Source organism: Pantoea sp. X-Soil-OKNW-556 (assembly GCF_059730695.1).
The window spans coordinates 3,068,665-3,083,855 of the sequence record NZ_AP035990.1 but is presented as its reverse complement, the minus strand read 5'-3'; the positions used below and the strand labels follow the sequence as shown (position 1 = coordinate 3,083,855).

Sequence of the window (15,191 nt, the reverse complement as noted above, 5' to 3'; positions counted from 1 at the left end):
TTTTCTGGTTTTTCTTATGAAGTTTTTATGAAATCAAGATGCAGTTTTGTGCGATGAATCGCACCGCTCCGACGTGTGCACCCATTCGTAGCGGCGCGATTTATCGCGCACTTCTTTACAACCCCGGCGCTTTCCACATCGAAGTCGTTAGCCCGTTATCCACTAACGCCAGTTGATCCGCATACACTTTCTGCCACACGGTCTTTTGCTGTTGATACAAAGCATGGTTAGTCGCATTGGGGGTAAACTCCCGCTCCCAGCGCACCAAATCACGCCCCGTCTCCGCCAGATTGGGGTACAGCCCGGCTCCCACCCCCGCCGCAATCGCACAGCCCAGCGCGGTGGCCTCTTTGACCTGGGGCACTTTTACCGTCAGGCCGGTGACATCGCTCAGGATTTGACTCCACAGCTTGCCTTTGGCACCCCCGCCGGCAAACACCAAATGCGGCGCACGGACGCCGGAAAAGGCAGCCACCTGGTCGAGGTTACAGGCTGAGACAATGGCGGCATTCTCCTCTAACGCGCGGAACAGGGTTTGTTTATTACAACGTTCAGGGTCAATAGAAAGGTTAATAAACGAGGGGGCGGCGTGATACCACTTGTTGAAGTGCATGGCGTCGGAGAACACCGGCATCACTCCCCAGGCACCTGCCGGAACGCGCGCCGCCATCTCTTCCAGCAGGCTGTAACAATCGACACCCAACCGTTCTGCCAGCAATTTTTCTTCGCTACAAAAGGCATCGCGAAACCAGCGCATGGTCAGTCCGGTAAAAAAGCTGATGGCTTCAGCCTGCGCCATCCCCGGAATGACGTGGGGATTGATGCGAATATTCATCGCCGGATCGACCTGTGGCTGCGGCAGGTTCACCACCTGTTGCCAGAATGTGCCGCCCAGCACCGCAGTTTCTCCGGCGTTGACGACACCCAGCCCCAGGGTGCCGAGCTGGACATCACCGCCACCCACGGCGACGACCGTCCCTTGCCGCAGCCCACACGCCTCGGCTGCTTCAGCGGTGACCGCTCCGATCGGCGTGCCGGTCTCCGCTACCGGTGACAGGAGATCGCCGCGCAGGCCCGCCATCTCAAGCAGATCGGGACGCCAGTTGCGGGTGTATAAATCAAGCAAACCGGTGGTACCGGCATTGGAAGGATCGACGGCCAGTTCGCCGCTCAGGCATTTCGCCAGCCAGTCGCTGATCATCGTCAGCGTGGAAGCCTGACGATAAATATCCGGTCGATGGTGCGCCAGCCACAGCAAACGTGGCATCGCGCCAAGCGCCAACGTCTGCCCGGAACATTGGTAGATCTCCCGCTCAAACTCGCCGTGATGGATCTCTTTCAGTTCGCTGACTTCGCGGCTGGCACGGGCATCGACGTTGGCACAGGCCCAGATGGCATCACCAGCCTTGTTATACAGCACGATACCTTCACGCATTGAGCAACAGGCCACGCCACGAATCGCGCTGGCAGGCAGTTGCGCCTGGTGCAGCGCCTGGCGAATGCACTGGCAGGCGAGCTGCCAGTTCTTTGCCAGATCAAACTCCATCGATCCGGGCACATCGGGCAAGGCAAGGTGCTGCCATTCCGCTTGTGCGACGGTAACCTGCTCGCCTTGCAGGTTAAAAATCACGGCTCGAATGCTGCCGGTACCGGCGTCGAGCGCCATTAAATGCGGGGCGTGGGATATCGTCATCTCAGTAACTCCTGCAATAATCTGACCGGATCGACCCCGCCGCAGGGCTACGACAATAACGCCAACATCGCGCGGGCTGTTCCCTCTTCAGTCACCAGAGCATTAATGCGTTTGCCTTTCAGCGCGGCAATGATCGCTTCGGCTTTCTCTGCACCACCGGCCACTCCGACCACGGTGGGGATCGTCGCCAGCTCGTCAGGGCTAACGGCAATCAATTCATCATGGATGGGCATCGCTTCAGCCAGTTGCCCGTCATGACACATAAAGTAGCCGAGGATGTCGCCCACCGCGCCTTTACGGCCATACATCAATTGCTCACCTTCGCTGATATACCCCGAGCGCAAAATCGTCGCCTGCTGACGTTGACCGATCGCCCCGATGCCGACGATCGCCACATCGGCAGCACAGGCGGTCAGCATTACGTCCTGCACGCTGCGCTCGTGGCGCAGAATTTGTGCAACGCTGGCACTGGAAGCGCGCAGCGGCGCGGGGATAATGCTGATGCCGCACGCCGGATCTAACTGACCAATCCCGGTCATATACGGCCCCACGCCGCCGGACAGCGTCACCATGCGGATCTGCTGCGAGGCGATAAAGCCGCTCAGATGTTGCAGCGTGTTCATGCTGGTTTCGCCAAATCCCACCGCCAGCAGTTGCTGCGGCTGGAGTAGCGACATCAGCATTTGTGCCGCCCCCACGCCCAGTCGCTGACTGAGGTTGGGGCTATCGAGCTGCGGCAGCACCCGGACCTGCTTAAGGTTAAATCGCTCAAGCAGCGCATGTTCCAGCGCCAGGCAGCCCTCATAACGGGAGTTGATCTGGACGCGGATCACGCCCGACTGACGGCCTTTTTCCAGCAGGCGCGACACTTTCAGGCGCGTCAAACCGAGCCGCTCACCAATTTCGTTCTGTGTCAGTCCGTCGTGGTAATAGAACCAGGCGGTACGCGCCAGTAGCTCTTCTTCACTCATACTGTGTTCCACAGTCAGACCCGTTGCCGGGTTAAGATCGCTTTTCATGATGAACACTTTATAAAAAGTAAATCAATTGTTCGTTCGGGATCGTAAAGAAAATGTGACCTTGCTGGCAGTTCGCTCAACAAGTCAGCCACAATCATACGCGCCATCATGGCGAAATAACAATCTGTGACCGCTGCGAGAGTTTTATCGAAAAAGCTTATCCAGGATTGTGAACATAATGTGTTTTAAAAATCATTTGTTCGTAACGGGAGTCGTGATGGGGCAGAGCAGCCTGCTGTTGCAAATCACCGGAGTGAGTAAGGCCTTCTCCGGCGTGCCGGTATTGCGGGGCATCGATTTTCAACTGCATGCAGGGCAAATCCATGCGCTGCTGGGGGGGAATGGTGCCGGCAAATCAACGCTGATGAAGATCATCGCCGGAATTGAACAGCCGGATAGCGGCACGATCCTGCTCGCCGGGCAGACTCTTCCCCTGATGACCCCTGCCAAAGCGCATCAACGCGGCATTTATCTGGTGCCGCAGGAGCCGTTGTTGTTTCCCAGTCTGACGGTGCGTGAAAACATCCTGTTTCGCCTGCCGCGTGCGCAGGCCGATCAGCAGAAACTGCAACGTTTACTCGGTCAGATGGGCAGCACGCTGCCGCTGGATGCGCAGGCTGGCTCCCTGGCCGTGGCTGACCAGCAGCAGGTCGAGATTTTGCGTGGTCTGATGCGTGACGCCCGGGTGGTGATCTTCGATGAACCCACTGCCTCACTCACGCCGGTAGAAACCGATCGGTTGTTTCGTTTGATCCGCCAGCTCGCCACGCAAGGCGTTGGCGTGGTGTTTATTTCCCACAAGCTGCCGGAAATCCGCGCGCTGGCACATCAGGTTAGCGTAATGCGCGATGGTTGCGTGGTGCTGCACGACAACATTGACGTCCTTAATGATGACGCGCTGGTGGCCGCGATGATGCCACCAGAACGACAGCCGCCGCTCAGCGCGGAACAGCAACTGTGGTTGCAGGCAGGTAATTCGCCATCGGGCCGCAAAGGCGAGGTGTTGTTGCAGGTGGAGGCTTTGAGCGGTGAAGGCTTCCGCGAGATCTCTCTCCAGGTGAAGGCGGGAGAGATTCTCGGGCTGGCAGGCATTGTCGGTGCCGGACGCACCGAGCTGGCGGAAACCCTGTATGGCTTGCGTCCGGCCAGCAGTGGATCGGCGCATTTGCAGCAACAATCGCTGCTGGCAATGTCGCCGGCGCAACGGCTGCGCGCCGGGCTGGTTTACCTGCCTGAAGATCGGCAAACCTCCGGCCTCTACCCGGATGCTCCACTGGCGTGGAACGTTACCGCGTTAACCCTGCCGCGCCGTAACTGGTGGCTGCGACCTGCGCAGGAGAGGGCGGTACTGACGCGTTACCAGCGAGCGCTGGGCATCAAATTTAGCCGCTGTGACCAACTGGCGCGTACCCTGTCCGGCGGCAATCAGCAAAAGCTGCTGCTGGCAAATTGCCTGGAAGCGATGCCAAAAGTCCTGATCGTCGATGAACCGACGCGCGGGGTGGATGTGGCGGCCCGCGCTGACATTTATCAGCTGCTGCGCTCGGTAGTGGCGCAGCAGATTGGTTTGATCATCATCTCCTCGGATCTGGATGAAGTGGCGCAACTGGCGGATCGCGTGGTGGTGATGCATCACGGCGAGTGGGTCGGCGAATTAACGCAGTCGGCGGTCAGCGCTGAAAATATTATCCAGATGGCCTGGGGACGTCACGCTCAGGCGGCAGGAGAACATTGATGCTGAAATATCTGCAAACCCACCGTGAACTGAGCACGTTGCTGGCGATCCTGCTGTTATTTCTGCTGCCGTGGTTGCTGGATCGGCAAACTGCCAGTCTGCAACTGGTGGGAATGATTTTTGGCAGTGCGCAGATCGCCATCCTGTTGGCAATGGGGGCGACGCTGGTCCTGCTGACGCGCAACATCGATGTCTCCAGTGGTTCCACAATGGGGTTGTGCGCGGCGGTGCTGGGCATCCTGCTGAATCAGGGGATGGCGCTGCCGCTGGCCTGCTTACTGACGCTGGCCAGCGGTATGCTGGCCGGGTTGTTTAACGGCGTGCTGGTGGTTGGGTTGCGCATACCGGCAATTGTCGCCACGCTCGGTACCCTCGGGTTATACCGTGGCCTGATGTTGCTCCTGACCGGCGGCAAATGGATTGAAGGGCTGCCCGAGCAATTGAAAACCCTGGCCGTACCGCTGTTTGGCGGCCTGTCCCCGTTGGGGATCATGGTGCTGCTGATTGCCGTGGTGATGATGGTATTCCTCGCCCGCAGCGCGGCAGGTCGTAACTTTTACGCTACTGGCGATAACCTGCAAGGGGCGCGTCAGTTAGGCGTACCGGTGCATCAGGTTCGCCTGCTGGCGTTTACCGTCAACGGGGCGATGGCGGCGCTGGCCGGGATGGTGTTCGCCGCACAAATTGGCTTTGTACCCAATCAAACCGGCACCGGCATGGAGATGAAAGCGATTGCCGCCTGCGTGCTCGGTGGCGTAAGCCTGCTGGGAGGTTCCGGCACCTTGCTGGGAGCGGTACTTGGCGCGTGGTTCCTGACGCAAATCGACAGCGTGCTGGTGTTGCTCAGGCTGCCCGCCTGGTGGAACGATTTTATCTCTGGCCTGGTGTTGTTGCTGGTGCTGGTGATTGATGGGCGTTTACGTCAGGCGCTGGCGCGCCGTTTACATCGTCAGCGCTATACGCGTTTTTTAACGCCCCCGGTGCGAAAAAAAAGCGCAGCTAAAGCCACATCGACATCGGCGACGCGCCGGGGAGCGACGGAATGAAACGCTATCTGAACTGGGAAGGGGCGCTGGCGCTGCTGTTGGTTCTGGAGATTTTGCTGTTCGGCTGGGCCAACCCCCGGATGTTGAATATCGACACCTTACTGTTCAGCACCAGCGATTTTATCACCGTCGGCATTGTGGCGTTGCCGCTGACGTTGGTGATTGTCAGTGGGGGTATCGATATCTCCTTTGCGGCGGTCACCGGCTTGTGTGCCATCGCCCTCGGCATCATGTTGCAGAGTCACTGGCCGTTGCCTGTCGCCTTGTTGTGCACGCTGCTGCTCGGCAGCCTGTGTGGATGGCTCAACGGTGCCCTGATTCTGTGGACCGGCGTCAACCCGCTGGTGATTACCCTGGGCACCCTTTATCTCTACGGCGGCGGCGCGTTGCTGCTCTCTGGTCTGGTCGGGGCGACCGGTTTTGAAGGCATCGGAGACTTTCCGGCGACCTTTACCGATTTAGCCAATCTCACCCCGCTCGGTATCCCCATGCCCTTGCTGATATTTACGCTGTTGTGTCTGGTGTTTTGGTTGCTGATGCATCGCACCCGTACCGGGCGTTATGTGTTTTTGCTGGGGCAGAACCTGCGTGCGGCACGGTACGGCGCGCTGCCGGTGAATCGCACCTTGTTGCTGCTCTACAGCCTGGTTGGCCTGGCATCCGCCATCGCGGCGGCGGTGATGAGTGCCTATTTTGGCTCGGCGCGTGCCGATCTCGGCGCCCCCTTGTTGATGCCTGCTATCACCGCGGTGGTGCTGGGCGGGGCAAATATTTACGGCGGAGCAGGTTCGGTGCTGGGCACCGCATTGGCGACGCTGGTGATTGGGTTTTTGCAGCAGGGCTTGCAAATGGTGGGAGTGTCGAGTCAGGTCAGCAGTGCGCTTGCGGGTGCTTTGTTGATTCTTGCGGTGATCGGACGCTCCTGGAGCCTGAATCCAGGCATTGTGCGCCAGCTTAGCCGGCGCTTGTGTGCACGCTTCACGCGGGAACGCACATCTTACCAGGAGTAAAAATGATGAAAATGCAGCGTTTATCACTGGCGCTTTGCTGTGTGCTCGGCGTGAGCTTTAGCGTGCAGGCAGCCGAGCGAATCGCCTTTATCCCGAAACTGGTGGGCGTGGGCTATTTCACCAGCGGTGGCAAAGGGGCCACGGACGCGGGTCAGGCCCTCGGGGTAGATGTGACTTACGACGGCCCGACCGAACCCAGCGTCTCCGGCCAGGTTCAGATGATCAACAACTTCGTCAATCAGGGTTACAACGCCATTGTGGTGGCGGCCGTTTCACCAGACGGGCTGTGTCCGGCATTGAAACGCGCCATGCAACGTGGCGTGAAGGTGCTGACCTGGGATTCCGATACCAAACCGGAATGCCGCTCGATTTACATTAATCAGGGCACACCGACACAATTGGGCGGCATGCTGGTGGATATGGCGGCCAGCCAGGTGAAGAAGGACAAAGCGAAGGTGGCGTTTTTCTACTCCAGCCCAACGGTGACGGACCAAAACCAGTGGGTTAAAGAAGCCAAAGCGAAGATTGCCAAAGATCATCCGAATTGGGAGATCGTCACCACGCAGTACGGTTATAACGATGCCACCAAATCGTTGCAAACCGCCGAAGGTATTCTGAAATCCTGGAACGATCTGGATGCGATTATCGCCCCGGATGCCAATGCGTTACCGGCAGCGGCGCAGGCGGCGGAAAACCTCGGGCGCAAGAATGTCACCATTGTCGGCTTCAGTACGCCGAACGTGATGCGGCCTTATGTCAAACGCGGTACGGTGCAACAGTTTGGCCTGTGGGACGTGGTGAAGCAGGGCAAAATCTCTATCGCGGTTGCCAACCAACTGCTGAAGGGCAACCTTAATCCGGGCGATACCCTGGAGGTGCCCGGCGTGGGGAAAGTGACAGTCTCAGACAACAGCGTGCAGGGCTACAATTATGAGGCCAAAGACAACGGCATCGTGCTGTTGCCGGAGCGGGTGGTATTTACCAAAGACAACATCGATAACTACGATTTTTAAGGAGCAGGCGAATGGAAGTCACTTTGGTTGAGATTAACGTCAAACCCGACTGTATCGACGAATTTCTACGAGTTTTTCGCGAAAATCATCTAGGCGCGGTGCAGGAACCGGGCAACATGCGTTTTGATGTGTTGCAGGATAGCAACGTACCGACGCGTTTTTTTATTTACGAAGCTTACGCCAATGAAGCGGCGGTGCTGGCGCATAAAAAAACACCGCACTATCTCGCCTGTGTCGACGCGCTGGAGGCGCTGATGTCCGAGCCGAGAAAGAAAACGGTGTTTAACGGGATATTCCCGGCCTAGTTTGTCTTATGCGCGATAAATCGCGCCGCTACAGGGCTAAGAACAAATTGTAGCGGCGCGATTCATCACGCAAGGTGCCATTACATCTGACGATGCGTATGCACCATATAATTCACATCCACCCCGCGTCCCAGGCGGAACTGGTTGGTCAGCGGGTTGTAATGCAGACCAATCATCCCCTGTTCACGCAGCGGGGTTTCATCCACCCAGTTCAGCAACTCGGCCGGACGGATAAATTTCTTCACGTCATGGGTGCCGCGCGGCACCATGCGCATCACATATTCGGCACCGAACACCGCCAGCAGCCAGGCTTTGGGGTTGCGGTTAATGGTGGAGAAGAATACTTCGCCGCCTGGTTTCACCAGTTGCGCGCAGGCCAGTACCACCGAACGCGGATCGGGCACATGCTCCAGCATCTCCATACAGGTGACGACATCATATGCACCGGCGTGACTGGCGGCGTGATCTTCCACCGTTTGCTGGACGTAATTGACGCTGACACCGCTTTCCAGCGCATGCAGACGCGCCACTTCCAGCGGTTCAGCCCCCATATCTAACCCGGTGACATCGGCACCTTCACGCGCCATGCTTTCTGCCAGAATGCCGCCACCGCAGCCGACATCCAGCACCTTTTTGCCAAACAGGCCGTTGCTGTGCTGGGCAATCCAGCCAAGACGCAGGGGATTAATCCGGTGTAACGGCTTGAATTCACCCTCTAAATCCCACCAGCGCGATGCGACTGCCTCAAACTTGGCAATTTCGTTGTGATCGACGTTCTGGCGGCTTTCCTGCGGTTGTTCATTCATTGAATCATGACTCCAGACAAAATGTGGCTTCAGTATAAACGCTTAAGCGCGGCCTGCGCACCTCTCAGAACGAAGGAAAAGCCGCATTAAACCGCGCTTAACATTCACCCCATGTAAGCAATGTGATATACTTTCGCACCTTTGAATTCCGGGATTATGTAGAGGGATAGCGGCTCCATGAGCGACCTTGCGAGAGAAATTACACCGGTCAATATCGAAGAAGAGTTGAAAAACTCGTATCTCGATTACGCCATGTCGGTCATCGTTGGCCGAGCCTTACCCGATGTCCGTGACGGCCTGAAGCCGGTGCACCGCCGTGTGCTTTTTGCCATGAGCGAACTGGGTAACGACTGGAACAAAGCCTATAAAAAATCCGCCCGTGTGGTCGGTGACGTTATCGGTAAATATCACCCCCACGGTGATTCCGCCGTCTACGACACCATTGTCCGTATGGCGCAGCCGTTCTCCATGCGTTACATGCTGGTTGACGGTCAGGGTAACTTCGGTTCCATCGACGGCGACTCCGCCGCAGCTATGCGTTACACCGAAGTGCGTATGGCGAAGATTTCCCATGAGCTGCTGGCTGACCTGGAGAAAGAAACGGTCGACTTCGTGCCGAACTACGACGGCACCGAGCAGATCCCTGAAGTCTTGCCGACCAAAATTCCTAACCTGCTGGTGAACGGTTCGTCCGGTATCGCCGTAGGTATGGCGACCAACATTCCGCCGCACAACTTGACGGAAGTGATTAACGGCTGCCTCGCCTTTATCGACGATGAAAACATCAGCGTTGAAGGGCTGATGGAGTACATTCCGGGACCCGATTTCCCGACCGCCGCCATTATCAATGGTCGCCGTGGTATCGAAGAGGCTTACCGTACCGGTCGCGGCAAAATCTACATCCGCGCCCGTGGCGAAGTGGAAACCGATGCCAAAACCGGCCGCGAAACCATCATCATTCACGAAATTCCCTATCAGGTGAACAAAGCGCGCCTGATCGAGAAGATTGCCGAGCTGGTGAAAGAGAAGCGTGTTGAAGGCATCAGCGCGCTGCGTGATGAGTCTGACAAAGACGGCATGCGTATCGTCATCGAAATCAAACGCGATGCTGTGGGTGAAGTGGTTCTGAATAACCTCTACTCGCTGACGCAGTTGCAGGTTTCGTTCGGCATCAACATGGTGGCGCTGCATCAGGGCCAGCCGAAAATCATGACGCTGAAAGGGATTCTGGAATCCTTTGTCCGCCATCGTCGTGAAGTGGTGACGCGTCGTACCATTTTCGAACTGCGTAAAGCGCGTGACCGTGCCCATATCCTTGAAGGTCTGGCGATTGCGCTGGCCAACATCGATCCGATTATCGAGCTGATCCGTCGCGCGCCGACCCCGGCAGAAGCGAAAGCCGGATTGATCGCTCAGGCGTGGGATCTCGGCAACGTGGCTGCCATGCTGGAGCGTGCTGGTGATGACGCGGCGCGTCCGGAGTGGCTGGAAGCAGAATTCGGTATCCGTGACGGTCAGTATTACCTGACGGAACAACAGGCTCAGGCGATTCTGGATCTGCGTTTGCAGAAACTGACCGGCCTGGAGCACGAGAAGCTGCTTGATGAATATAAAGAGCTGCTCGACCAAATCGCGGAATTGATCCACATCCTGCAAAGCGCTGAGCGCCTGATGGAAGTGATCCGCGAAGAACTGGTGGCGATGCGCGATCAGTTCGGTGACGAACGTCGTACCGAAATCACCGCCAACAGCGCCGATATCAACATCGAAGACCTGATCAATCAGGAAGATGTGGTAGTGACGCTGTCGCATCAGGGTTATGTCAAATACCAGCCGCTGTCGGACTATGAAGCCCAGCGTCGTGGCGGTAAAGGCAAATCCGCAGCCCGTATTAAAGAAGAAGACTTTATCGACCGTCTGCTGGTGGCTAACACCCACGACACCATTCTGTGCTTCTCCAGCCGTGGCCGTCTCTACTGGATGAAGGTCTATCAGTTGCCGGAAGCCAGCCGTGGTGCGCGTGGACGTCCAATCGTCAACCTGCTGCCGCTGGAAGCCAACGAGCGTATCACCGCCATTCTGCCGGTGCGTGAATACACCGAAGGCTTCAACATCTTTATGGCGACCGCTGACGGTACCGTGAAGAAAACGGCGTTGCAGGAGTTCAGCCGTCCACGTAGTGCCGGCATCATTGCCATCAACCTGCGTGAAGACGATGAGTTGATCGGTGTGGCGCTGACGAACGGTAGCGACGAAACCATGCTGTTCTCAGCCGCCGGTAAAGTGGTGCGCTTCGCCGAGTCGGCAGTGCGCGCAATGGGACGTTCTGCTTCGGGCGTTCGTGGTATCAAGCTGGCCGAAGGCGACAAAGTGGTGTCGCTGATTGTGCCGCGTGAAGAGGGTGCCATCCTTACTGTGACGCAGAACGGTTACGGTAAACGTACTGCCAACAGCGAATACCCGACCAAATCCCGTGCCACGCAGGGTGTGATCTCGATTAAGGTCACCGAACGCAACGGACCGGTGGTCGGTGCGGTGCAGGTGGACGACAGCGATCAGATCATGATGATCACCGATGCCGGTACCCTGGTGCGTACCCGCGTATCGGAAGTCAGCGTGGTGGGTCGTAACACCCAGGGTGTGATTCTGATTCGTACCGCAGAAGATGAAAACGTGGTGGGTCTGCAACGCGTTGCTGAACCGGTGGAAGAAGAAGAACTGGATTCCATCGACGGCAGTGTGGCGGAAGGCGATGACGATATCACGCCGGAAGTCGATAATGACGATGACGCGCCAGATGCGGATGAAGAAGAGTAATTCGTAATCTTGAAAATCAACGGCAGGTCAGGGCAACCGACCTGCCGTTTCTTTTTCAGAGTTTTCGCCACCAAGAGCGCTTTGACTGGCTTTTAAGGGATGATAAAGCTAGTGTTTCGCCATGATTATTACCGTGAGTTGAGCCTGTTTTGAAATATCTCGTCTCGTTTCGCACCACGCTGCGCATTTCGCGCTACCTGTTTCGCGCGCTGGCGCTGTTGCTCTGGTCGCTGGGTGCGCTGCTGACCACTTTTTACATCATCAATGTGCTGCACGAGAAAGAGAACGCGGTTCGTCAGGAATTCGATATCAACTATGGCCAGGCGGAGTGGTATGTGCGCCATTCGGCGGATGTGATGCGTGAACTGAAATACATCACGGAAAATCGCCTGACCAGCAGCGCCAGCGGCCTCGATGTACTTAACGGCATCCCGACCAGTAAAGGTACGTTGCCGCAATTTACCCCGTTATTTTCCGACGGTGATTGCACCTCGATGAGCAGCACCTGGCGCAATTCTCTCGACTCACTCAGTTACTACATCAACTACTGGAAAAGTAACTTTGCTTCGGCCTATGAGCTGAACCGGGTGTTCTTTATCGGCGGAGAAAATCAGTGTCTGGCGGATTTCACCATCGGTAGCAATACGATGGATCGCGAACGCAGCCTGAAGATACTGCGCGAGCGTGTGCTGCACTATCGCAGCAGTAACGAAGACGAACGCCGTAATCCGATGTACTGGATCACCGAAAGCTCGCAGCCCGGCGTTGGCAGCTTCTACATGGTGATGCCGGTCTATGTCGCCAACAAGCTTCAGGCGTTACTCGGGGTGGAACAAAATATCCGGCTCGATGAGTTTATTCAGCCAGGCGGCCTGCCGCTGGTGGCGACCATCACCGATGATAACTACCGCCCGCTGTTGAGCTCGCGTCGCGGGGGACCTGGCTACTCGCTCGACGATCTTCCGGATGACAAAACCTGGTTCGGCTATCTCGACGGCTACCGCCAACTGGTGCTGAAGAAACCGCTGCCGCCTTCTGATCTCAATGTGGTGTGGTCACTCTCCACCGATGTCCTGGTCGATCAGCTAAAACTGATGCTGATTAATGCGCTGTTGCTGAATATTTTCAGCGCACTGCTGCTGTTTACCCTCGCCTGGGTGTTTGAACGCCGGATGTTTTTACCGGCGGAAGACAATGCGCATCGGCTGGAGGAGCATGAGCAGTTCAACCGTAAAATTGTCGCCTCGGCGCCGGTTGGCATCTGTATTTTGCGCACCAGCGACGGCACCAATATCCTGAGTAATGAACTGGCGCATAACTATCTGACATTGCTGACTCAGGAAGATCGACAGCGTCTGAACGAGATCATCGGCGGGCAGCAGGTGAACTTTGTTGACGTGCTGACCGGCAGTAACACCAACCTGCAAATCAGCTTTGTCCATTCACGCTACCGCAACGAAAACGTCGCCATTTGCGTGCTGGTGGATGTCTCAGCGCGTGTGCGCATGGAGCAGTCGTTGCAGGAGATGGCGCAGGCGGCGGAACAGGCCAGTGCATCGAAATCGATGTTCCTTGCCACCGTCAGCCATGAATTACGTACGCCGCTGTACGGCATCATCGGCAACCTTGATCTGTTGCAAACCAAAGCACTGCCGAAGGGGGTTGATTCGCTGGTCACGGCGATGAACAACTCCTCCAGTCTGCTGCTGAAAATTATCAGCGACATTCTCGACTTCTCGAAAATTGAGTCGGAACAGCTGAAAATCGAACCGCGTCCGTTCTCACCGCGTGAAGTGATCAACCATATCGTCGGCAACTACCTCTCGCTGGTGGTTCGCAAGCGGTTGGCGTTGTATGTGTTTATCGAAAACGATGTACCGCTGGCGTTGGAGGGGGATCCGCTACGCCTGCAACAGGTGATCTCCAACCTGTTAAATAACGCCATCAAGTTCACGCATACCGGTTGTATCATCCTGCATGCTTACCAGCACGAAGGGTATCTGGCATTCCGCGTGCGTGATACCGGTGTTGGAATTCCGGCCAAAGAGGTAACACGTTTGTTCGATCCGTTCTTCCAGGTCGGCAGTGGCGTGCAGCGTAACTTCCAGGGGACTGGCCTCGGACTGGCTATCTGCGAAAAATTGATCAACATGATGGACGGCGATATCGAGGTGGATTCCGAGCCAGGCATGGGCAGTCAGTTTGTGGTGCGTATCCCGATCTACGCCGGGCATCAGCCACCGCCACCGTTGCTGGAGGGGCTGGAGGAAAAAGCGATCTGGCTCGATTTGCGTAATGATTACCTCGCCAGCTTCCTGCTGCGACTGCTGCAACAACAGGGGATGCAGGTGGCGCGCTATCAGGGCCGGGCAGGGAGCGATGATGTGATGATCAGCGATCATGATGATGCGCCAGGCCACAGCCTGCGAGCCCGCATTCGCATCAGCGGGGAACATATTGATATGCCGCAGGAAAGCGAGCCGGGATTATGGCTGCACAGTAGCGCCACGCTGCATGAATTGCCGGTGCTGCTGGGACGTATTTATCGCATTGCTATCGACAGCGAAACCTCCGCACCACTGGCGTTGCCGGGGGCTGTGGCGGAACAGGCCAGTTATGAAGACATCATGGTGCTGATTGTCGATGACCATCCTATCAACCGTATGTTGTTGTCAGAACAGCTGGGTACGCTGGGCTATCAGGTGAAAACCGCGCAGGATGGCGTTGATGCATTGAATGTACTGAGCCGTAACCATATCGATATCGTGTTAAGCGATGTGAATATGCCGAATATGGATGGTTATCGTCTGACGCAACGTCTACGTCAGTTGGGACATGCGTTCCCGGTGATTGGCGTCACGGCGAATGCGTTGGCAGAAGAGAAACAGCGTTGTATGGAGGCAGGGATGGATAATTGTCTGTCCAAACCGGTGACGCTGGATGTGTTGAAAACCACGCTGGCGATCTACGCAGAGCGGGTGCGGAAGACGCGGGAAGGCTGACCTTCATTCCCGATGCATAACGGCGCGATAAATCGCGCCGCTACGGGATAGTCTTATCAAGAACACGCGGTGCGTTAGCACCGCCTGCCAGGGATTACTCTTTATCGACCTGCGTGGCGCTGACCGAAGAGAGATAATTCAGCAGCGCGATATCGTTATCCACGCCCAGTTTCATCATCGCCGACTTCTTCTGGCTACTGATGGTTTTGATGCTGCGGTTCAGTTTCTTGGCAATCTCGGTGACCAGGAAGCCTTCAGCAAACAGACGCAAAACTTCGCTCTCTTTAGGTGACAGGCGCTTGTCGCCGTAACCACCCGCGCTGATTTTTTCCAGCAGCTTGGCGACGCTTTCCGGCGTGTACTTCTTGCCTTTTTGCAACGCGGCCAGTGCTTTGGGCAGGTCAGTTGGTGCACCCTGTTTCAGCACAATCCCTTCGATATCGAGATCCAGCACGGCACTCAGGATCGCCGGGTTATTGTTCATGGTCAGAACGATAATCGAGAGATCCGGATAGTGACGTTTGATGTATTTAATCAGGGTGATACCGTCGCCGTACTTCTCGCCAGGCATGGAGAGGTCAGTGATCAGGACATTGGCATCCAGTTTGGACAGGCTGTTAATCAGTGCTGTTGAGTCTTCAAACTCACCTACAACGTTGACCCATTCAATCTGTTCCAGAGATTTACGGATACCAAACAGAACAATTGGATGGTCATCGGCAATAATTACATTCAAGTTATTCAT

Annotated in this window: 11 protein-coding genes; 7 read left to right on the top strand and 4 right to left on the bottom strand. The window is 56.4% G+C overall.

Annotation, left to right across the window (positions count from 1 at the left end; all coding sequences use genetic code 11):
- Positions 1 to 115 precede the first annotated feature (115 nt).
- Both lsrK and lsrR read right to left on the bottom strand, forming a co-directional pair.
- Positions 116 to 1,693 carry an autoinducer-2 kinase gene (gene lsrK / locus AC6I8T_RS14420; RefSeq protein ID WP_497834065.1) on the bottom strand — a complete coding sequence of 526 codons (1,578 nt, stop codon included), beginning with the start codon at positions 1,691 to 1,693 and terminating at the stop codon, positions 116 to 118.
- Between the two features lie 47 nt (positions 1,694 to 1,740).
- On the bottom strand, positions 1,741 to 2,712 hold the full coding sequence (gene lsrR / locus AC6I8T_RS14415; protein ID WP_208723924.1) for a transcriptional regulator LsrR: 972 nt from the start codon (positions 2,710 to 2,712) through the stop codon (positions 1,741 to 1,743).
- A gap of 217 nt (positions 2,713 to 2,929) precedes the next feature.
- Between lsrR and lsrA the strand changes: the two genes are divergently transcribed.
- From lsrA to lsrG, 5 genes are read left to right on the top strand one after another with little or no spacing between them, the layout of a single operon-like run.
- Positions 2,930 to 4,447: an autoinducer 2 ABC transporter ATP-binding protein LsrA gene (gene lsrA, locus AC6I8T_RS14410; protein ID WP_497834064.1), complete on the top strand. Its 1,518-nt coding sequence runs from the start codon at positions 2,930 to 2,932 to the stop codon at positions 4,445 to 4,447.
- Positions 4,447 to 5,493 carry an autoinducer 2 ABC transporter permease LsrC gene (gene lsrC / locus AC6I8T_RS14405; RefSeq protein WP_497834063.1) on the top strand — a complete coding sequence of 349 codons (1,047 nt, stop codon included), beginning with the start codon at positions 4,447 to 4,449 and terminating at the stop codon, positions 5,491 to 5,493. Before lsrA ends, lsrC begins: the two co-directional genes overlap by 1 nt.
- On the top strand, positions 5,490 to 6,503 hold the full coding sequence (gene lsrD, locus AC6I8T_RS14400) for an autoinducer 2 ABC transporter permease LsrD (RefSeq protein ID WP_208723927.1): 1,014 nt from the start codon (positions 5,490 to 5,492) through the stop codon (positions 6,501 to 6,503). Before lsrC ends, lsrD begins: the two co-directional genes overlap by 4 nt.
- Positions 6,504 to 6,508: 5 nt before the next feature.
- A complete protein-coding gene (gene lsrB / locus AC6I8T_RS14395; RefSeq protein WP_208725564.1) occupies positions 6,509 to 7,516 on the top strand; it encodes an autoinducer 2 ABC transporter substrate-binding protein LsrB in 1,008 nt (335 codons plus the stop codon).
- 11 nt (positions 7,517 to 7,527) lie between these two features.
- A complete protein-coding gene (lsrG, locus tag AC6I8T_RS14390; RefSeq protein WP_208723928.1) occupies positions 7,528 to 7,821 on the top strand; it encodes a (4S)-4-hydroxy-5-phosphonooxypentane-2,3-dione isomerase in 294 nt (97 codons plus the stop codon).
- A gap of 80 nt (positions 7,822 to 7,901) precedes the next feature.
- Here the strand turns inward: lsrG and ubiG are convergent, their stop codons facing one another.
- On the bottom strand, positions 7,902 to 8,627 hold the full coding sequence (gene ubiG / locus AC6I8T_RS14385) for a bifunctional 2-polyprenyl-6-hydroxyphenol methylase/3-demethylubiquinol 3-O-methyltransferase UbiG (protein ID WP_021185051.1): 726 nt from the start codon (positions 8,625 to 8,627) through the stop codon (positions 7,902 to 7,904).
- Positions 8,628 to 8,804: 177 nt separating this feature from the next.
- Between ubiG and gyrA the strand changes: the two genes are divergently transcribed.
- Together gyrA and rcsC are read left to right on the top strand one after the other, a co-directional pair.
- A complete protein-coding gene (gene gyrA, locus AC6I8T_RS14380; protein ID WP_208723929.1) occupies positions 8,805 to 11,444 on the top strand; it encodes a DNA topoisomerase (ATP-hydrolyzing) subunit A in 2,640 nt (879 codons plus the stop codon).
- 149 nt (positions 11,445 to 11,593) lie between these two features.
- Positions 11,594 to 14,446 carry a two-component system sensor histidine kinase RcsC gene (rcsC, locus tag AC6I8T_RS14375; RefSeq protein ID WP_021185049.1) on the top strand — a complete coding sequence of 951 codons (2,853 nt, stop codon included), beginning with the start codon at positions 11,594 to 11,596 and terminating at the stop codon, positions 14,444 to 14,446.
- Between the two features lie 94 nt (positions 14,447 to 14,540).
- Here the strand turns inward: rcsC and rcsB are convergent, their stop codons facing one another.
- The gene (gene rcsB, locus AC6I8T_RS14370; RefSeq protein WP_013509853.1) at positions 14,541 to 15,191 is read right to left on the bottom strand and encodes a response regulator transcription factor RcsB; all 651 of its coding nucleotides are present in this window, start codon (positions 15,189 to 15,191) and stop codon (positions 14,541 to 14,543) included.